The 18848-nt window shown below is 62.4% G+C and carries 14 protein-coding genes and 1 riboswitch; of the genes, 8 read left to right on the top strand and 6 right to left on the bottom strand.

What is annotated here, in order from left to right:
• Window positions 1-94: 94 nt before the first annotated feature.
• The 6 genes from ACF8ME_RS04615 to ACF8ME_RS04590 all read right to left on the bottom strand — a co-directional run bounded on the left by ACF8ME_RS04615 (window position 95) and on the right by ACF8ME_RS04590 (window position 7738).
• Complete coding sequence (locus tag ACF8ME_RS04615; RefSeq protein ID WP_047327921.1) at window positions 95-1213, bottom strand: acyltransferase; 1119 nt, start codon at window positions 1211-1213, stop codon at window positions 95-97.
• 1 nt (window position 1214) lies between these two features.
• Window positions 1215-2219 carry a glycosyltransferase gene (locus tag ACF8ME_RS04610; protein ID WP_392415438.1) on the bottom strand — a complete coding sequence of 335 codons (1005 nt, stop codon included), beginning with the start codon at window positions 2217-2219 and terminating at the stop codon, window positions 1215-1217.
• 13 nt (window positions 2220-2232) lie between these two features.
• A complete protein-coding gene (locus ACF8ME_RS04605; RefSeq protein WP_392415437.1) occupies window positions 2233-2586 on the bottom strand; it encodes an EamA family transporter in 354 nt (117 codons plus the stop codon).
• Between the two features lie 505 nt (window positions 2587-3091).
• On the bottom strand, window positions 3092-4531 hold the full coding sequence (locus ACF8ME_RS04600) for a hypothetical protein (RefSeq protein WP_392415435.1): 1440 nt from the start codon (window positions 4529-4531) through the stop codon (window positions 3092-3094).
• Entirely contained in the window at window positions 4524-6149 is a 1626-nt protein-coding gene (locus ACF8ME_RS04595; protein WP_392415433.1) for a peptide chain release factor 3, read from the bottom strand. The genes ACF8ME_RS04600 and ACF8ME_RS04595 overlap by 8 nt, the downstream gene beginning before the upstream one ends.
• A 71-nt stretch (window positions 6150-6220) precedes the next feature.
• Window positions 6221-7738 carry a hypothetical protein gene (locus tag ACF8ME_RS04590; protein WP_392415431.1) on the bottom strand — a complete coding sequence of 506 codons (1518 nt, stop codon included), beginning with the start codon at window positions 7736-7738 and terminating at the stop codon, window positions 6221-6223.
• 189 nt (window positions 7739-7927) lie between these two features.
• Here ACF8ME_RS04590 and ACF8ME_RS04585 point away from each other — a divergent pair, with 189 nt between their 5' ends.
• The 8 genes from ACF8ME_RS04585 (at window position 7928) to ahcY (ending at window position 18778) form a co-directional block, all read left to right on the top strand.
• Window positions 7928-8026 carry a potassium-transporting ATPase subunit F gene (locus ACF8ME_RS04585; RefSeq protein ID WP_013800438.1) on the top strand — a complete coding sequence of 33 codons (99 nt, stop codon included), beginning with the start codon at window positions 7928-7930 and terminating at the stop codon, window positions 8024-8026.
• Between the two features lie 114 nt (window positions 8027-8140).
• Window positions 8141-9847, top strand: a complete 1707-nt coding sequence (kdpA, locus tag ACF8ME_RS04580) for a potassium-transporting ATPase subunit KdpA (protein ID WP_016448469.1) — start codon at window positions 8141-8143, stop codon at window positions 9845-9847.
• Window positions 9848-9918: 71 nt separating this feature from the next.
• The gene (kdpC, locus tag ACF8ME_RS04575) at window positions 9919-10653 is read left to right on the top strand and encodes a potassium-transporting ATPase subunit KdpC (protein ID WP_016448468.1); all 735 of its coding nucleotides are present in this window, start codon (window positions 9919-9921) and stop codon (window positions 10651-10653) included.
• A 3-nt stretch (window positions 10654-10656) separates the two neighbouring features.
• Complete coding sequence (kdpB, locus tag ACF8ME_RS04570) at window positions 10657-12741, top strand: potassium-transporting ATPase subunit KdpB (RefSeq protein WP_047327914.1); 2085 nt, start codon at window positions 10657-10659, stop codon at window positions 12739-12741.
• Window positions 12742-12823: 82 nt separating this feature from the next.
• Window positions 12824-13699 (top strand): TorF family putative porin, encoded by an 876-nt coding sequence (locus ACF8ME_RS04565; protein WP_016448466.1) that lies wholly within the window; start codon window positions 12824-12826, stop codon window positions 13697-13699.
• A 34-nt stretch (window positions 13700-13733) separates the two neighbouring features.
• The gene (locus tag ACF8ME_RS04560) at window positions 13734-16439 is read left to right on the top strand and encodes a sensor histidine kinase KdpD (protein WP_047218457.1); all 2706 of its coding nucleotides are present in this window, start codon (window positions 13734-13736) and stop codon (window positions 16437-16439) included.
• 11 nt (window positions 16440-16450) lie between these two features.
• Window positions 16451-17185, top strand: a complete 735-nt coding sequence (locus tag ACF8ME_RS04555; RefSeq protein ID WP_016448464.1) for a response regulator — start codon at window positions 16451-16453, stop codon at window positions 17183-17185.
• A 7-nt stretch (window positions 17186-17192) separates the two neighbouring features.
• Window positions 17193-17277, top strand: a riboswitch (S-adenosyl-L-homocysteine riboswitch).
• Window positions 17278-17347: 70 nt separating this feature from the next.
• Window positions 17348-18778, top strand: a complete 1431-nt coding sequence (ahcY, locus tag ACF8ME_RS04550) for an adenosylhomocysteinase (RefSeq protein WP_016448463.1) — start codon at window positions 17348-17350, stop codon at window positions 18776-18778.
• The last annotated feature ends 70 nt before the right edge of the window (window positions 18779-18848 follow it).

Genomic DNA, 18848 nt, shown 5'->3' with positions numbered 1-18848 from the left:
CAGACAGCTTCACTGGCTTCTAATCGAAAAATGGCGGGCTGAGCTTTTCCGTAGTTGTCTTAGGTTTGGAAAATTAAGGGACTTTGGATCTTGGCTACAGGGATTGAGACTTTGTCGGGTTTGTGCGTTTTAACGCTGATGCACCAAACCAGATAGAGATTTTTCTTTTGAGAATCTGATAAATAGGCAGCTCTATCCATCGATACCAGATCCATGAGAATATCAATGTGGCAGCCAGGGTGGAGATCGCCCAGAAAACATTGGGGAGATGTATGGGGAAATTGTTATATGTTTTGCTCATGGCAATCAGGATCATGATGTGACTGAGGTAGATGCTGTATGAGGCATCTCCCAAGGATTGCAATGATTTCCAGGGAGTGATCCCACGCCGCTCCAATTCCATCGCGCAGGCAATAAGGCAGCAAGAGAATCCTCCGAAAAGAATGGCCCTTTCTCCGTTATGAAAAAAACCAGCCATGCCGCTGGCGTTCAAATTTCCATGGATCTGGTAGAAATATGCTGCAGCCAAAAATATGATGGCACCCGTGGTCCAGATATAGATGGGTTGCTTGGGATATCGGCGGATGAACTCCGCAAGAAGGAACCCGGCAATGAATTCAACCACTAGCGGTGAAGCATAGAATGGGATCAGCAGGCTTGTCTTGGCTTTTGCCTCATTTTCTGGAAGATACATGCCATTCATGTAAAGCCAGATGTTGAAGATGATGAGGACGAGACCGATGACTCCCAGTATTTTGGGCGCATTACGCCTTTGCCAGAGAATGATCAAAGCAACCGCGACGTAGAAATAGAGCTCAAAACTCAATGTCCAGGTGATTGGCAGGAGGTAGAGCATCAGGTCTTGCGGCCACAAGAAGAAAGATCCCCAGAGACTCGTCTGCGGCTTTATGCTCTTGAAGCTCCAGGCTGCGACAAGGTAGATGAAGAAAAAGGGCCACCAGCCGATATAGATGCGGCCAAATCGCTGTATCAGGAAACGTGTGGCTGAATGCCAGCCGGGCTTGAGGGTTTTTGTGGTTTCGGCCATGATTAGGCCGCTGATAACGAAGAATAGGTCGACACCTGCAAAACCCAGACGAGTCACTGCCTCAGGAAGAAGAGTCAGGGTGAATGGCGTCACCGGTGGAGTCATATGGTGAAGCACTACCACGAATGCGGCGAAAAACCGCAAGGTCTGTATGTTTCTTAGCATCCTAATTTCCTGGGAAGGTGGTTTTTCTCTCGATGGCTTTGTCGGGGATGGCCGCGCCGGATAGTATCACGCTGAGTGGTTCCTGAGGGGTGCTGCTCACGTCGTAATGCAAGAAGGCGATGAGGAATTGAATGCCGATCAACACAGGAAGACCTGCCAGCATCACCGTTCCACTGCTTGCCGGTTGGTGATTCAGGTAACTGCTGATCCAATGAGTACCGCCGAAGATGATTCCGAAAATTAACAGCAGCAGTCCGAAGGTGCTGTAGACCGTGCCGATGTTGAAGTCTCTAAGGAGATAATTATAGAAATAACGCTTTCCGATGCGAATCGTATGCTTTTTCAGGAATTCCGGTAGAATTTTGCTGATTTTTAGGTTCGACTCCTCGTCGGCATAGATCGCATCCATGGGAATATCTTTGACGACAGCGCGAATTGTGTTCAAACGGAAAAGCATATCCGTCTCAAAGAAATATCGTTTCTCCAGCTTGTTGATGGGCAGCTCGCGCAAAATGCTGGTGTGGATGGCGGTGTATCCATTCGAGGGATCCATGATGTTCCAATATCCGCAGCTGATCTTGGTGAGGAACGACAACGCTGCATTCCCAAAGAGACGGATCTTGGGCATGTTTCGCACAGATTCCAGTCTGAAGAATCGATTGCCTTTGGTGTAGTCGGCGCGTTTTTGCAGGATCGGCTGAACGAAAAGAGGCAGCAACTTGGGATCCATCTGTCCATCGCCATCTATTTTTACGACGATATCCATGCCGTCCTTGAGGGCTTCCTGGTATGCGGTGCTGACTGCTCCTCCGACTCCTTGGTTTTCCGAGTGGAAAAGAACCCTGACCCTGGGATCGGTACAATTTTGTAGAACCCATTTGCCGCTACCATCCGGACAGCAATCGTCGACTGCATAAATCGATGTCACGCAATCAGGAATATTATTTATAACGCCCACTACGTGCTGTGTGACTTTGTAGCAGGGGATGGCAACGGATATTTTCATGGTATTCAAGTAATCAATGCGGTGCCTGGGATGTGATTGTGATTCCTATGGCGATGAACAGTCCACCGATGATAGTCTTGGGGTGCATCGGTTCATTCAAAAAGAGCCAGGCGAGTGTAGGTACCACGATGAATGCAAGGCCCATGATCGGATAGGCAAGATAAAGCGGCGCGCTTCGCAGAACCCAGACCCAAGCGAGTGTGGTGACGCCGTAAAGTGCGAACGCGACCAGAAGCCAACCATTGAATGCAAGGTCAAAAAGGGAGGGAGTGGGGGGGATTGCGGTCGCTGCCTTTTTGAACAGTAGCTGCCCTATAGAAATACCAAGGACGCAAATGACGGCCAAACTGGTAAAAAAAGGGGTCATACGATTGGATGAGCATGTATGCCGACGGCTGTCGATTCGGCGTTGCCCAGATCAAGATAGGTGAAATGGCGCTGTATTTGATTTCGCATGGTACTATTGTGTTGAGTATTGTGGTTGCCGCGCCCAATATGATTCTATTGGATGTGGCTTAGTTCATGATGCGTGGTGCAGCTGATATAGCACCGTGAGTTCAGGAGATGGTTTGTTGTCCTTTTGAATCTGGCGACTCATAGTTTGAAAATTGCAGGTGCAACTCGATTGGTGCGATGCCGCGCAGCTGTTGTGAACCACATTGGTAGGCGAAAAGTGAGTGGGTTGGTGCCATGCATGGATGATCAAATTATCTTCGAGTTAGGCAAGGCTAAGGTATTCTGATATATTTGAATTTGATTCGGCGGAGAACAGTGCCCTGTATGAGTATTGGTTAAGTATATCGGTTGCATTGCCTTGCTCTAGTTGCTTCAGATTGTAAACATGTCATTGAAAGCCTGGTTGGTGTAATTTGTTATTCTGAAGTCGGATTTTTAGTGACCCGCCTTCTTCTATCATCCCAAAGCAAGGGAAGCGCCACCAAGGGAAAGACAAAGAGTGGTAAATGATATCTGTGCTCTGCAGCGATTGACATTAGGAATATTCCGGTCAATTCGATGAACATAATGATTGATATAGCAAGGGCTATGGGATTTTTATAGTGTACGCCAATATATAGTGAGTAGAGAATTAGTATTGTGCCAGGAAGTGTGCTCCAAAGCCATATGCGATTATTCTCGCTCCATGAATGAATTCTGTCCATGAATCCACCTAGCTCTAAAGAGTCGAACTTATTGGCTTTGGAGTTTGTTTTTATGGTTGAGAGTACATGCGCCCGATAATTATTTGGAACATGCAAGCCATCAGCCAAGGCGGAGCCGAGAAAGACGTTAACGCGACTACCGAAAAATGCAGGAAGATTCTGCCATAAGTTGTAGCGCCAAAATTCCCGTTGCAATATCTTCTGGTCAGCTCTTGACATTGAAGCAAGCTTGGGTCCGTCTTGGGAGAAGATTAATGGATCCCAGTAGTAAGGATCATAGTACTTCAATAGGGTGTCAATGGTTGTGTATTTTTCCAATGTGCGAATAGTAGTTTCTGAAACACGTGGCTTTGCCCTCCAGTGTTCCTGTGGTCTTGGCTGAAGAAAATTGACGGTCTCCCATATCACAAGTGATTGAGTTGCTTTTTGAGGCGACGTATTGTGACTGATATTCGACCATAAGCACAAGCTTAATCCAGTGAGATAAGCTGCTGCAAAGGACCAGCGCTGGCCTTTACGAATAATCGGGATGAATACTATGGGGAGAATGAGCAGCACTCTGCCATTGGTTCGTAAATCAAGTGCAAAAGGTAGCAAGAGTGCTAAAAATATCCATGTAAATATGCTTACTCGTTGACGACGAATAATTAGGTAGCATTCAAATAATACACCGATCAGAGCCACTGAAAAGATGCCGTCGGGATATATCAGGATGGTATAACGCACCATCTGCGGATTGATAACTATCCCCAGTAGGCATAGAAAGAATATCCATTTTGGCTGATTTAGCCAAAGCCAGCTGAGTATACGTGTGAAAACTAAAGTGCTGACTGCAACTAGAAATATAGATACATTTTCTACGCGATCATTGATCAGAAATAGATTGGAGACTAAGTGATACCAGATCGATGTCTTTCCTGAAAAGTGCAAATTAGGCTCAATGACTTCTTTTAAAATCGCAAAGCTATCACTGCCTAGTATTCCCGGCCAAAGTCCAAGAAGCGCAGTGATATAAATTCCGATTAAAAATACGGCAATAAGTGCATTCACTCGCCAGTCTGACGCATGCTCAGGACTAGCTGTAAGCCACCAGGGGGTGTTTTTCGCAGATGGAAGGTCTGTGAAGGAGCTTGTGGTTGTTGTCTTAGCCATGTTGCAAAGCCAAACCCGCATGCTCGCGCAGCGGATGAAAGTGAATTTTGGGAAACCGCTCCTGCGCCAGCCGCACGTCATACGGTGACGTGCACAGATAGGCCAGCGTGTCGGCCGCATCGCGCGCCATGCGCAGTGGGTAGGCGTTCTCGAATTCGCGCAGTTCGCCCGGCGTGTCGGCCGTGATCCAGCGGGCGGCCGTGTACTGGCAGCCTTCCAGGCGGATGTCGCAGTCGTATTCGGTGTTCAGGCGGTGCTGCACCACTTCGAACTGCAGCTGGCCCACGGCGCCCAGCAGCATGTTGCCGCCGGCTTCGGGTTTGAAGACCTGGATGGCGCCTTCCTCGCCCAGCTGCATCAGGCCCTGCTGCAGCTGCTTGGTGCGCAGCGGGTTCTTGAGCACCACGGTCATGAACATTTCCGGGGCGAAGAAGGGCAGGCCCGTGAATTGGAGGTTGGTGCCGTCGGTGATGGTGTCGCCCAACTGCACGCCACCATGCGTGGTGAAGCCGATGATGTCGCCCGCATAGGCTTCTTCCACGGCTTCGCGGCGCTGGCTCATGAAGGTCACGACCGAGGTGGGGCGCAGTTCCTTGGCGGTGCGCTGCACCTTCATCTTCATGCCGGGCGTGTACTTGCCCGAGGCCACGCGCACGAAGGCGATGCGGTCACGGTGGTTGGCATCCATGTTGGCCTGGACCTTGAAGACCACGCCGGAGAAGCCTTCGTCCTCGGGGTGGATGATCTTTTCCACAGGCTGCTTGTTGACCAGCAGCGAGCTTTTTCGGGGGCCGGGCGGGGGCGACATGTCGACCACGGCATCCAGCACTTCCATGACACCGAAGTTGTTCACGCCGGAGCCGAAGAAGACCGGCGTGAGCTTGCCTGCCAGGAAGGCCTCGTGGTCCCAGGGGGCCGAGGCGCCCTGGGCCAGTTCCATGCTGTCGAGCGCGTCGTCAAAGGCCTGCCCGAAGCGCGCACGCAGCTTGTCGGCCTCGGCCAGGGGAATGGCCTCGAAGTCCTGGGGGCGGCGTTCGCTGCCAGGCTGGAACACCGTCATGGTCTGGGTGAGCAGGTTGATGATGCCGCCAAACTGCTTGCCCTGGCCCACGGGCCAGGTGACGGGGCAGCAGGGCATGCCCAGCTCGCGCTCCACTTCGTCAAGAATGTCCAGCGGATCGCGCACTTCGCGGTCCATCTTGTTGACGAAAGTGATGATGGGGGTGTCGCGCTGGCGGCAGACCTCGATCAGGCGGCGGGTCTGCGATTCCACGCCGTTGGCGGCGTCGATCACCATCAGCGCCGAGTCCACGGCCGTGAGCACGCGGTAGGTGTCTTCCGAAAAGTCCTTGTGTCCAGGGGTGTCGAGCAGATTGACCACATGGTCGCGGTAGCTCATCTGCATGACCGAGCTGGCCACCGAGATGCCGCGCTGCTTTTCGATTTCCATCCAGTCGGAGGTGGCATGGCGGCTGGCCTTGCGGCCCTTGACGGCGCCCGCGATCTGGATCGCGCCCGAGAACAGCAGCAGCTTTTCGGTCAGCGTGGTCTTGCCCGCGTCGGGGTGGGAAATGATGGCAAAAGTCCGGCGGCGCCGGGTTTCCAGGGCGTAAGTCAAGGGGGAGTCCAGGAGATGGGTAAATAGCAGGGCGCGCGTACCGGCTGGCGGCCGCGGCGAACCGGCGCATTTTACAGAGCGTGTGTCGCAAGCGGGTTGTCGGAGGAATCCGCCAATGCCTTCGGCGAAACGGTTGTTACAGCATTTGCTCCGGAGATGCTGGGACGAGATATGAGTACAGCCAAAAGAGCTGGCGTGAGAGCGAAGAATGGCAGCAGGTATCTATATTCGCCTGCAGTAGCGAAGACCGCAATGGCGATCAGGTGAATGGCTGCTGGCACGCTGATCAGCAAGGCTGGCACGTTCTTTTGGCGCACGCCATGCCACAGGACCATGGCCAGCAGCGCGAAGCCCAGCCAGGGCGTCCACAGCAGCCAGCGCCAGGCATGACTTTGGCGAAGCACGCCGCGCAGCGCGGTTTCTGCGGAATCCAGCCTGAAAATCCGCATTTGCGATTGCGCCTGGGTGCGCTTGATCACATAGCGGGCATAGTCGAGCGCCGGAAACCCGCCCTGGGCCAGCGCGGCCGACAGAAGCACATTGACGCGGCTGGCCGTCACATCGGGCAGGTTGTGCCAAAGGTTGTAGCGCAGGAACTCCTGCGCCAGCTCCTTGCGCTGTTCTTCGGTCAGGCTGAAGAGCTGAGGGCCCTGCGGATGGAACACCAACATATCCCAGTAGGCCGGGTCCGAGTAGGCGAGCATGAGCTGGCGCGGAGCATGGCCTTCCAGGATTTCCAAAGTGCGTGCCGACAGCTTGGGCGACTGCAGTACCCAGGGGTCGTTCATGAGGGGTTGCTTTTGCCAGAGGTCGTTCATGGCCCTGGGCTGCAGCAGCTTGACTGTTTCGAAGAGCACGAGTGAATCCGTGGCGCTTTGCACAGCGGGCCTGTGCATCTGCGTGCCCGCATAGGCCAGAGCACACCACAGGCCGATGATGGTGCACAGCGGCAAGCGGCTTTTGCGGTGGACCAGAAAGATCGCAACCACGGCCGGTGCCAGAAAGAGGATGCCGTTGGCACGCACAAAAACCGAAAACGGCAGTGCCAGCGCGATGAGGGCCAGGCTGGCCCGGCTGTGCCGTTTCTGGCTGCAAATCCACCAAAGCTCAAACAGCAGGGCGCAGGAGGCCACGGCGAAGATGGCGTCTGGATACAGCGTGGCCATGAAATAGACCATGTGAGGGGCCGCGCAGACGAAGACCAGCAGCACGGCGTACAGCAGGCGGTGCCCGCGTGCCCAGTACCAGGCCAACATGCGCGCAAAGAAGAGGGCGCACAGCAATAGCAGGATGGCCACTGGCACTTCAACCCGGTGGGTGACGCCATATGTCCAGCGCACGAAGTAGTACCAGCCCACGCTCTTGCCCGAGCGAAAGTGTTCGGGCCTGTCCACTTCCTGAAGGATGGCCGAACTGTCCTCGCCCAGTACGCCGGGCCAGAAGACCAGCAGCCATCCCAGATAGATCAGCACGAGCAGGCCGGCGCTGGCCAGGAAGGCGCGGCGCTCGGTGGAGCCCTCAAGACGGGCCTGCGCTGGCACGGCCGCGGAAGTCGGTGGGCCGGTGGCGGGGATGTATCTGCTGTTCATGGGCCGTTGACGATGCGCTCAGGTCATTGGGTAGTGGCAGTGCGGTCAGCGGTGAGCCGCTCATCTTCTTGATGCCGTCTTGATACGGCCCCTGCCAATCTCAACCCATCCTTGACAGCCCCGGCCCTAGAGTTTTCCCCATCGCAACAACAGGTGCCGCCATGCGGCGCCGATGCGGGAGAAATCCCTATGACCCTGACCGAAATCACCGGATGGCTGGGCGCCCTGGGCGCCCTGGCTGTGTTTGTCTACCTCGGATACGCATTGCTGCGGCCCGAACAGTTCTGAGGTGGCGCAGATGCAAGACCTGATCTTTATCGCCCTGAGCCTGGGCTGCTTCGGGGGCCTGCTGGCCTTCGTGGCGGCGCTGGGCCGGATTTGACTGCCTGAAAGGAGACCTCCATGTGGTTGACCTGGATGGAATATGCACTGGTGCTGCTGCTGATGACGGCGCTGGCCGTGCCCATGGGGCAGTGGCTGGCACGCTGCTTCACGAGTGAGCACCATGCCTGGATCGAGCGGCTGAGCTTTCGCGCCCTGGGCGTGAACCCGGCCGAGCGCATGGGCTGGCAGCGCTACGGGCTGGCGCTGCTGCTGTCCAACGGCGCCATGCTGCTGCTGGGCTATGCGCTGCTGCGCCTGCAGGGCTGGATGCCGCTCAATGCGCTGAGCAATGCGGCGCAGACACCGGACCTGGCCTTCAACACGGCCGTGTCCTTTGTGACCAATACCAACTGGCAGGCGTATTCGGGCGAGAGCAGCCTGTCCAACGCCACGCAGATGGTGGCCATCACCTTCATGATGTTCGCTGGCGCGACCACGGGCGTGGTCGCCGCGGCGGGTGTCATCCGCGGCCTGGCGCGCTCCAGTGCCTCGGACCTGGGCAACTACTGGGTGGACTATGTGCGCATGCTCTGGCGCGTGATGCTGCCGCTGAGCTTTGTGGTGGCCCTGGTCTATGTGTGGCAGGGTGTGCCTCAGACGCTGGATGGCCAGGTCTGGGCGACGACGCTGGAAGGCGCTCGCCAGCAGATTCTTCTCGGCCCCGTGGCCAGCCTGGAGAGCATCAAGCACATCGGCACCAACGGTGGCGGCTTCTTCGGCATGAATGCGGCCCATCCGTTCGAGAACCCCACGCCGCTGACCAACGCATTCCACATCCTGGGCATGCTGCTGATCCCGTCGGCGCTGACCTATGCGCTCGGCTCCATGCTGCTGCGCCGTCGCCAGGGCTGGGTGCTGTTCGGCGCCTGCCTGGTGATGTTCGTGGGCTTTCTGGCGCTGGTGTTCACGGCCGAGCAGGCCGGCAATCCGCTGCTCACGGCCGCAGGTGCCGACCAGCAGATCAGCGCCACCCAGCCGGGCGGCAACATGGAGGGCAAGGAGCTGCGCTTCGGCATCGCCGATACGGCGCTGTTCGTGACCACGACCACGGCCGCGACCACGGGCTCGGTCAATGCCATGCATGACTCGCTGACGCCCCTGGGCGGGCTGGTGCCGCTGGCGCAGATGATGCTCAACTGTGTGTTCGGCGGCGACGGCGTGGGCCTGATCAACCTGCTGCAGTACGCCATCCTCACGGTCTTCCTGGCCGGCATGATGATCGGCCGCACGCCCGAGTTCCTGGGCAAGAAGATCGAGGCGCGAGAGATCAAGCTGGTGATGCTGGCCGTGATGGCGCACCCGATCTCCATCCTGGGCTTCACGGCGTTGGCTGCGGTCTGGCCCGACACCATGGCCAGTCTGACCAACCGGGGGCCGCACGGCTTCTCGGAGGTGCTCTATGCCTATGCCTCGGGCACGGCCAACAACGGTTCGGCCTTTGCGGGCCTGAATGCGAACACGCCGTTCTTCAACACCACCATCGGCCTGGCCATGCTGGCTGGCCGCTATCTGACACTGCTGCCCATGCTGGCCCTGGCCGGCAGCCTGGCGGCCAAGCCCACCGTGCCTGCGGGGCCGGGCACCTTCCCGACGGCCACGCCGCTGTTCATGGGCTTGCTGGTCTTCGTGGTGGTGGTGGTCGGTGGACTGACCTTCCTGCCTTCGCTGGCCCTGGGCCCTGTGGTCGAGCAACTGCAGATGCTGTCAGGACAGGTCTATCCCTGAACACCCCTGAGCCCGTTTTTTTCCTGGCCGCCTGCTGTGCCTGACACAGCAGCGCGGCGGAGGTTTCCGAAATGCAAGTTCAAACACACACTTCCGGCCCGTTGCCGGTGCTGCGCACCGATGCGCAGGTTCCATCCCAGACCGATGCCGGCGGGCTGCGCTCGCTGTTCGGCCCCAGCCTGCGGTCGGCGCTGTTCGTCGCCGTGGTCACGGGCCTGGCGTATCCGCTGGTCACCACGCTCGTGGCCCAGGCCGCGTTTCCCAAGGCCGCCAATGGCAGCCTGATCACGCGCCAGGGCTCGGTCGTGGGCTCGGCCCTGATCGGGCAGGAGTTCGCTTCGCCCCGTTATTTCCAGGGTCGGCCCAGCGCCACCACGGCGCCGGATCCCGACAAGGCCGATGCCACGGTGGCCGCGCCCTACAACGCCGCGCTGTCGGCCGCCACCAACCAGGGGTCGACCCACGCGGCGCTCAAGGAGTCCGTGGCGGCGCGCGTGGCGGCCTACCGCGAACTCAATGGTCTGGCGGCAGATGCCGCTGTGCCTGTGGATGCCGTGACGGCCTCGGCCTCCGGCCTGGATCCGCACATCTCTGTGGCCAATGCCGAGCTGCAGCTGCCGCGCGTGGCACGCGAGCGCCAGCTGCCTGTGGCCAAGGTCCAGGAACTGCTGCGCCAGCAGATGCAGCCGCGCGTTCTGGGCCTGCTGGGTGAGCCGCGCGTGAACGTGCTGCAGTTGAATCTGGCGCTGGACGATCTCTCGGCCGCGACGCTGCAGCCTGCGGCAGCCAATGCCGCCAAGGAGTAAGCCATGTCGCGCAAAACTGCTTTGTCCCTGTTCGATCCTTCGCTGGTGCGCCAGGCGCTGGGTGACTCCATCCGCAAGCTGGCACCGAGCGCGCAATGGCGCAACCCGGTGATGTTCGTGGTCTATCTGGGCGCCATCTTCACCAGCCTGCTCTGGGCCCAGGCCCTGGCGGGCGAGGGCGAGGCGCCTGCGGGCTTCATCCTGGCCATTGCGCTGTGGCTGTGGTTCACCGTGCTGTTCGCCAATTTTGCGGAGGCGCTGGCCGAGGGGCGCAGCCGCGCCCAGGCCGCGAGCCTGCGCAGCATGAAGCGCAGCACGGTCGCCAAGAAGCTGGAGCAGGCCAGCTACCAAAGCCGCTGGCATCCCGTGGGTGCGGAAGAACTGCGCTCGGGCATGTGGGTGCTGGTCGAGGCCGGCGACACCATACCGCTGGACGGCACGGTGATCGAGGGCGTGGCCTCGGTGGACGAGAGCGCCATCACCGGCGAATCGGCCCCCGTGATCCGCGAGGCCGGCGGCGACTTCTCTTCGGTCACCGGCGGCACGCGCGTGCTGTCGGACTGGCTGGTGGTGCAGATCACCGTGAACCCCGGCGAGTCCTTCCTGGACCGCATGATCTCCATGGTGGAGTCGGCCCGCCGCCACAAGACGCCCAACGAACTGGCGCTGACCATCTTGCTGGTCGGACTGACGCTGCTGTTCCTGCTGGTCATCGTCACGCTGCGGCCCTATTCGGCCTTTGCGGTGGAGCTGACGGGCAGCGGGCAGGTCGTGGGACTGACGGTGCTGATCGCCCTGCTGGTGTGCCTGATCCCGACCACCATCGGCGGCCTGCTGTCGGCCATTGGCGTGGCAGGCATGAGCCGCATGATGCAGGCCAACGTGATCGCCACTTCGGGCCGCGCCGTGGAGGCGGCCGGCGACGTGGACGTGCTGCTGCTGGACAAGACCGGCACCATCACGCTGGGCAACCGCCAGGCCAGCGAATTCCTGCCCGCTCCCGGCGTGACGGCCGCGCAGCTGGTCGATGCGGCGCAGCTGGCATCACTGGCCGACGAGACACCCGAGGGCCGCAGCGTGGTCGTGCTGGCCAAGGAAATGCATGGCCTGCGCGAGCGTGACCTGGCAACCCTGCATGCCGTCTTCGTGCCCTTCACGGCCCAGACGCGCATGAGCGGCGTGGACATGCCGCAGCCCGACGGCGGCACGCGCAGCCTGCGCAAGGGCGCGGCCGACGCCGTGCGCCGCCACGTCGAAGCCATGGGCGGCAAGTTCCCGCCCGCCATGCTCAAGGTGGTGGAGGATGTGTCGCGGCGCGGCAGCACGCCGCTGGTGGTGGCCGATGGCGCCCGCGTGCTGGGCGTGATCGAGCTCAAGGACGTGGTCAAGCACGGCATACGCGAACGCTTTGCCGAGCTGCGCCGCATGGGCATCAAGACCGTGATGATCACGGGCGACAATCCGCTCACGGCCGCCGCCATTGCGGCCGAGGCCGGCGTGGACGACTACCTTGCCGAAGCCACGCCCGAGGACAAGCTGCGCCTGATCCGCGAACACCAGGCCGCAGGCCGGCTGGTGGCCATGACCGGCGACGGCACCAATGACGCACCCGCCCTGGCCCAGGCCGACGTGGCCGTGGCCATGAACAGCGGCACCCAGGCGGCCAAGGAAGCCGGCAACATGGTGGACCTGGACAGCAACCCGACCAAGCTCATCGAGGTCGTGGAGACCGGCAAGCAGATGCTGATGACGCGCGGCGCGCTGACCACCTTCAGCGTGGCCAACGACGTGGCCAAGTACTTCGCCATCATCCCGGCCGCCTTCGTGGGCACGTATCCGCAGCTGTCGGCGCTCAATGTCATGGGACTGGCCAGCCCGGGCTCGGCCATCCTGAGCGCCGTGATCTTCAACGCGCTGATCATCATCGTCCTGATACCGCTGGCCTTGCGTGGCGTGCCCTACCACGCCATCGGCGCCTCGGCCCTGCTGCGGCGCAACCTGCTGGTCTACGGGCTGGGGGGCCTGGTCGTCCCCTTCATCGGCATCAAGCTGATCGACATGCTGCTGGTGGCTTTCGGCCTGGCCTGATCTTTGGCGGCAAGCCTGCCCGCCCGGGCAGGCACCGCCTTGCTTTCTTTGTACAAAAACCAAGATGAAATCCGCTTCTTCCATGACGGCCGCTTGTGCCGTCCCCCGCTTCTTCCCCCGTGCCTCACTGGCTGCTCTGTTGTCGCTGGCGGCTGCGTCCTGCCATGCCCAGGCCGAAACCTCTCCCGTCAACGCTGCCAGTGCCGATGCCCAGCAATCGCCCGCACCCGCCTACGCGCTCACCGGCAGCGTGGCGCTGCTCAGCGACTACCGTTTCCGTGGCATCTCGCAAAGCTGGATGGGACCGGCGCTGCAGGGCGGGCTGGAGCTGTCGCTGCCGCGCGGCGCCTACCTGGGCGTGTCCGGCTCCAGCGTGTCGCGCCACAGCTATCTGGACGGCCGCGCGCTGGAACTGGACCTGTACGGCGGCTGGCGCACCGAGCTGCTGCCGGGCTGGACGGGCGACATCGGCCTGCTGCACTACAACTACCCCGGCGCGCGCGTGCCCCGCGGGGATGGCAGCGGCGGCGTGCGCTACGACACCACCGAGGCCTATCTGGGCGTCACCCACGGCGGCTTCAGCGCCAAATGGTCGCTGGCGCTGACGCCTTACTTCGGCCTGCGCGACAGCACGGCGGCCACGGCCTTTGCCGAGGCACTTCCCGGCAGCGGCAGCTCACGCGGCAGCAGCTATCTGGACCTGAACTACCAGCATCCGCTGGGCGACTGGGCGGTGCTGGGCCTGCATGCCGGCCACACGCAGGTGCGCAACTACAGCGAACTGTCGTACGCCGACTGGCGCGTCTCGCTGGCCCGCAGCTGGGGGCCATGGACGGCCACGCTGGCCTGGGCCGGCACCTCGGCCGACACGCGCTACTACCGCGCGGCCAATGCGGCAGGCCAGATGCAAAGCCTGGGCCGCAGCGGCTGGGTGCTGTCGCTGTCGGCGGCGTTCTAGTGTGGGAGCACGCTCTGGTGCTAGGCTGAGAACCATGCCCATTTCGTCCTCTGCCGAGCCGGCGCCGCCCGGTCTGCCGCGCCCCGATCCCGACGCCCTGGTCGCGCGCCTGCGCCATGAGCGGGCGCAGGAGGGGCGGGGCAAGCTGCGCATCTACTTCGGATCGAATGCAGGCGTGGGCAAGACCTACGCCATGCTGGCCGCCGCCCAGCGCGAACGCCAGGGGGGCCGCGAGGTTCTGGTGGGACTCGTGGAAACCCATGGCCGCAAGGAAACGGCGCAGCAGCTGCATGGCCTGGAGCAACTGCCGCTGCGCGAGCTGCCGCACCAGGGACGGACGCTGCGCGAGTTCGACCTGGATGCGGCGCTCGCGCGGCGTCCGCGCGTGCTGCTGCTCGATGAACTGGCGCACAGCAATGCGCCAGGCTCACGCCATCCCAAGCGCTGGCAGGACGTGCAGGAGCTGCTGGACGCAGGCATCGATGTCTGGACCACGATCAACGTGCAGCACCTGGAAAGCCTGAACGACGTGGTGGGCGGCATCGTCGGCATCACGGTGCGCGAGACCGTGCCCGACCAGATCTTCGACGATGCCGACGAGGTCATCGTCGTCGACATCTCGCCCGACGAGCTGCTGCGCCGCTTGAAGGACGGCAAGGTCTACATGATGGAGCAGGCCGAGCGGGCCTCGCGCAACTTCTTCAGGCGCGGCAACCTGCTGGCGCTGCGCGAGCTGGCACTGCGCCGCACGGCCGACCGCGTGGACGAGGACATGCGCGACTACCGGCGCGAGCGCTCCATAGGCACGGTCTGGCCTGCGCGTGAGCGCCTGCTGGTGGCCGTGGCAGGGCACGCGGGCGACGACGCCCTGGTGCGCCAGGTGGCGCGCATGGCACGCCGGCTGGATGCTGGCTGGATGGTGGTGTACGTGGACGCGCCCCAGCGCCAGCACCGCCCACGCAGCGTGCAGGCCGCCGTGCTCAAGACCCTGGCCCTGGCCGCACGCCTGGGGGCCGAGACGGCCACGCTGCCGGGCGCCGATGTGGCCGAGGCCCTGGTTGCCTTCGCGCGCGAGCGCAACGCCAGCCGCCTGGTGCTGGCCCAGCCGCCGCGCCCGGCATGGTCGCCCTGGCGCTGGTGGGGCCGCAGCCTGCCCGACCGCATCGTCCAGCTGCATCCCGACATCGACGTGCTGGTGCTCTCCGGGGGCTCCAGCGCGGCCCGGACCGAGGCCGCGCCTGCCGCACCGCTGCGGCGCAGGCCGCTGCCCTGGAAGGGCTATGCCGGCGTGACCCTGGCCTGCTTGACCGCCACGGTGCTGGCCGAGCAGCTGCTGCGCATCTTCGACCCGGCCAACGTGGTGATGCTGTTCCTGCTCATCGTCGTGCTGTCTTCGTTGCGCTGGGGGCGTGGCCCGGGCGCCTGGGCGGCGCTGCTGTCGGTACTGTGCTTCGACTTTTTCTTTGTGCCCCCGCGCGGATCCTTCCATGTCAACGACACGCAGTACCTGTTCACCTTCGTGCTGATGCTGGGCGTGGCCCTGGTCTGCGGCCAGCTCATGGCGCGGCTGCGCCACGAGGCGCGCGTGGCGGCCGAGCGCGAGCGGCGCGCGGGCGCCCTGGCGCGGCTGGCGCGCGACCTTTCGGGCGCGCTCACGCAGGAGCAGGTGGTGGAGATTGCGCTGAGCACGGTCTCGGGCGTGTTCGACGCCCAGGCCGGGCTGCTGTTGCCCGATGCCGACGAGCGCCTGCGCCCCGCCGGCGGCGGCTCCTGCCCCATGGACGACAGCATTGCGCGCTGGGCCATGGACCACGGCCAGCAGGCCGGCCAGGGCACGGACACGTTGCCGGCCGCGCCGGCCCGCTACGTGCCGCTGGCGGCGCCCGTGCGCATGCGGGGCGTACTGGTGCTGCAACTGCGTGCGCCCCAGCGCCTGGAGGTGCCCGAGGAGCAGCGCCTGCTGGAGGCCTGTGCCAGCCAGGTGGCGCTGGCGCTGGAGCGTCAGCACTTCGTGGCCGTGGCCCAGCAGACCCAGATCGCCATGGAGGGCGAGCGCATGCGCAACACCTTGCTGTCGGCCGTCTCGCACGACCTGCGCACGCCGCTGACCACCATCCTGGGCGCGGCCGAGGCCGCGCAGCGCCATGTGCCGCCGGGCGGCGCAGCCGACATGCTGGAGCAGGTCCGCATCCAGGCCCAGGCCATGCAGCGACTGGTGGAGAACCTGCTGGACATGGCGCGCCTGCAGCAAGGCGGCGTGCACCTGCAGCGCGAATGGCTGCCGCTGGATGAAGTGGTCGGCAGCGCGCTGCGCCAGATGCGCGCGCGCCTGCACGAGCATCCCGTGAGCACCGACGTGCCCGCCAGCCTGCCGCTGCTGCAGCTCGATCCTGTGCTCATGGAGCGCGTGCTGGTCAACCTGCTGGACAACGCCGCCAAGTACACGCCGGCCGGCACGCCGCTGACCATCCACGCACGCGAACAGGACGGCGAGGTGCTTGTGGCCGTGCAGGATGGCGGGCCCGGCCTGCCGCCACACCTGCCCGTGGAGACGCTGTTCGAGCCCTTCACGCGCGGCACGGCCGAGTCCACCGTCTCGGGCATAGGCCTGGGGCTGGCGCTGGTGCGCAGCATTGTCGAGGCCCATGGCGGGCGCATCGAGGCCGCTGCCGCGCGCCCAGGCCCCGGCACCGTGTTCACGCTGCGCTTTCCGGTGCCGGAGCAGCCATTGCTCGATTAGAGTCTTGCGCCATGAGCACGCCCACCAACCGCATCCTGATGATCGAGGACGACCCCGGCATCCGCCGCTTCGTGCGCCTGGTGCTGGAGGACGAGGGCTGGCAGGTCTTCGAGGCCGACAGCGCGCGCCGGGGCCTGATCGAGGCGGCGAGCCGCCAGCCCGATCTGGTCATCCTCGACCTGGGCCTGCCGGATGCCGACGGCAAGCAGGTTCTCACCGAGCTGCGCGGATGGTCCTCCGTGCCCGTGCTCGTGCTTTCCGCGCGCGAGCGCGAGGACGAGAAGGTGGCCGCCCTGGACGCCGGCGCAGACGATTACCTGGTCAAGCCTTTCGGTGTGCCCGAGCTGCTGGCCCGGCTGCGCGTGATGCTGCGCCGCCGCCAGCAACTGGGGGCCGCAGGCGGCGCAGTTGCATCCAGCCAGGTGCACTTCGGCCAGGTGCAGGTGGACCTGGCCACGCACGAGGTGCGGCGTGCGGGCCAGCCGGTGCACCTCACGCCCATCGAATTCCGCCTGCTGGCGGCGCTGATCGCCGCCCAGGGCCGTGTGATGACCCACCGCCAGCTGCTGCTGCAGGTCTGGGGACCCGAATACCTGGGCCGTGCCCATTACCTGCGCGTGCACATGGCCAATCTGCGCCAGAAGATCGAGGACGAGCCGGCCCAGCCGCGCCACCTGGTGACCGAGCTGCAGGTGGGCTACCGGCTTGTGGGGCTGGGCGGTGAGGCATCCCCGGGATCGGTATAATCAGCGCCTCTCCGAGGAGCGTTGCAGCAGGCCCATTCACCAGATGCGGTCTGCGAGGCTCGGAGTCATACCTGCAACGACGCTCGCCCACGCTTTCTGTGCGGTGAGCTTTTTTTCGTCTCCCGCAGAACGTGGTTTTTCATTCATCTTTTGGAGAAAACCATGAACGCTGCTGTTCGTCCCGTTTCCGCCGACACGGCCATCGCTGACATTTCCCTCGCCGCCTGGGGCCGCAAGGAAATCCTGATCGCCGAAACCGAAATGCCCGGCCTGATGGCCACGCGCGAGGAATTCGCCGCGGCACAGCCGCTCAAGGGCGCGCGCATCGCCGGCTCGCTGCACATGACCATCCAGACGGCCGTGCTGATCGAGACGCTCAAGGCCCTGGGCGCCGACGTGCGCTGGGCCTCGTGCAACATTTTCTCGACGCAGGACCATGCCGCCGCCGCCATCGCCGCCACGGGCACGCCCGTGTTCGCCATCAAGGGTGAATCGCTGGCCGACTACTGGGACTACACCCACCGCATCTTTGAATTCGGCGCCGCCGGTACCGAAGGCGAAGGCCCCAACATGATCCTGGACGACGGCGGCGATGCCACCATGCTGCTGCACCTGGGCATGCGCGCCGAAAAGGACCTGTCCGTGCTGGACAACCCCGCCTCCGAGGAAGAGAAGATCGCCTTCGCCGCCATCCGCGCCAAGCTGGCCCAGGACCCCACCTGGTACACGCGCAAGAGCGCCCACATCATCGGCGTGACCGAAGAGACCACCACCGGCGTGCACCGCCTCAACGAGATGTCGGCCAAGGGCACGCTGAAGTTCCGCGCCATCAACGTCAACGACTCCGTCACCAAGAGCAAGTTCGACAACCTCTACGGCTGCCGCGAATCGCTGGTGGACGGCATCAAGCGCGCCACCGACGTGATGATCGCCGGCAAGGTCGCCGTGGTGGCCGGCTACGGCGACGTGGGCAAGGGCTGCGCCCAGGCGCTGCGCGCGCTGTCGGCCCAGGTCTGGGTCACCGAGATCGATCCCATCAACGCCCTGCAGGCCGCCATGGAAGGCTACAAGGTCGTGACCATGGAGTGGGCGGCAGACAAGGCCGACATCTTCGTGACCACCACCGGCAACCGCGACATCATCCGCCACGAGCACATGGTGGCCATGAAGAACGAAGCCATCGTCTGCAACATCGGCCACTTCGACAACGAGATCGACGTCGCCTCCATCGAGCAGTACCAGTGGGAAGAGATCAAGCCCCAGGTGGACCACATCACCTTCCCTGACGGCAAGAAGATCATCCTGCTGGCCAAGGGCCGCCTGGTGAACCTGGGCTGCGCCACCGGCCACCCCAGCTTCGTGATGAGCGCCTCGTTCGCCAACCAGACCATCGCCCAGATCGAGCTGTTCACCAAGCCCGATGCCTACGAGGTCGGCAAGGTCTACGTGCTGCCCAAGATCCTGGACGAGAAGGTTGCCCGCCTGCACCTGAAGAAGGTCGGCGCCATGCTGACCGAGCTGACGGACGGCCAGGCTGCCTATATCGGCGTGAGCAAGCAGGGTCCCTACAAGCCCGAAACTTATAGGTATTAAGCACCCCCTGAGGCGCTGACGCGCCTTCCCCCTCTCTACCCGCTTCGCGGGGGAGGGGGACGACGCCCTC

The sequence above is a fragment of the Delftia sp. WSY_7 genome (genome assembly GCF_043104845.1).
GTDB lineage: Bacteria > Pseudomonadota > Gammaproteobacteria > Burkholderiales > Burkholderiaceae_C > Comamonas > Comamonas tsuruhatensis.
This window is presented reverse-complemented; position numbering and strand designations above follow the sequence as displayed.

Coding starts and splice junctions, on each gene's coding strand:
- ACF8ME_RS04615 (WP_047327921.1), bottom strand. CDS start 1,213: ATGCTAAGAAACATACAGACCTTGCGGTTTTTCGCCGCATTCGTGGTA.
- ACF8ME_RS04610 (WP_392415438.1), bottom strand. CDS start 2,219: ATGAAAATATCCGTTGCCATCCCCTGCTACAAAGTCACACAGCACGTA.
- ACF8ME_RS04605 (WP_392415437.1), bottom strand. CDS start 2,586: ATGACCCCTTTTTTTACCAGTTTGGCCGTCATTTGCGTCCTTGGTATT.
- ACF8ME_RS04600 (WP_392415435.1), bottom strand. CDS start 4,531: ATGGCTAAGACAACAACCACAAGCTCCTTCACAGACCTTCCATCTGCG.
- ACF8ME_RS04590 (WP_392415431.1), bottom strand. CDS start 7,738: ATGAACAGCAGATACATCCCCGCCACCGGCCCACCGACTTCCGCGGCC.
- ACF8ME_RS04585 (WP_013800438.1), top strand. CDS start 7,928: ATGACCCTGACCGAAATCACCGGATGGCTGGGCGCCCTGGGCGCCCTG.
- kdpA (WP_016448469.1), top strand. CDS start 8,141: ATGTGGTTGACCTGGATGGAATATGCACTGGTGCTGCTGCTGATGACG.
- kdpC (WP_016448468.1), top strand. CDS start 9,919: ATGCAAGTTCAAACACACACTTCCGGCCCGTTGCCGGTGCTGCGCACC.
- kdpB (WP_047327914.1), top strand. CDS start 10,657: ATGTCGCGCAAAACTGCTTTGTCCCTGTTCGATCCTTCGCTGGTGCGC.
- ACF8ME_RS04565 (WP_016448466.1), top strand. CDS start 12,824: ATGACGGCCGCTTGTGCCGTCCCCCGCTTCTTCCCCCGTGCCTCACTG.
- ACF8ME_RS04560 (WP_047218457.1), top strand. CDS start 13,734: ATGCCCATTTCGTCCTCTGCCGAGCCGGCGCCGCCCGGTCTGCCGCGC.
- ACF8ME_RS04555 (WP_016448464.1), top strand. CDS start 16,451: ATGAGCACGCCCACCAACCGCATCCTGATGATCGAGGACGACCCCGGC.
- ahcY (WP_016448463.1), top strand. CDS start 17,348: ATGAACGCTGCTGTTCGTCCCGTTTCCGCCGACACGGCCATCGCTGAC.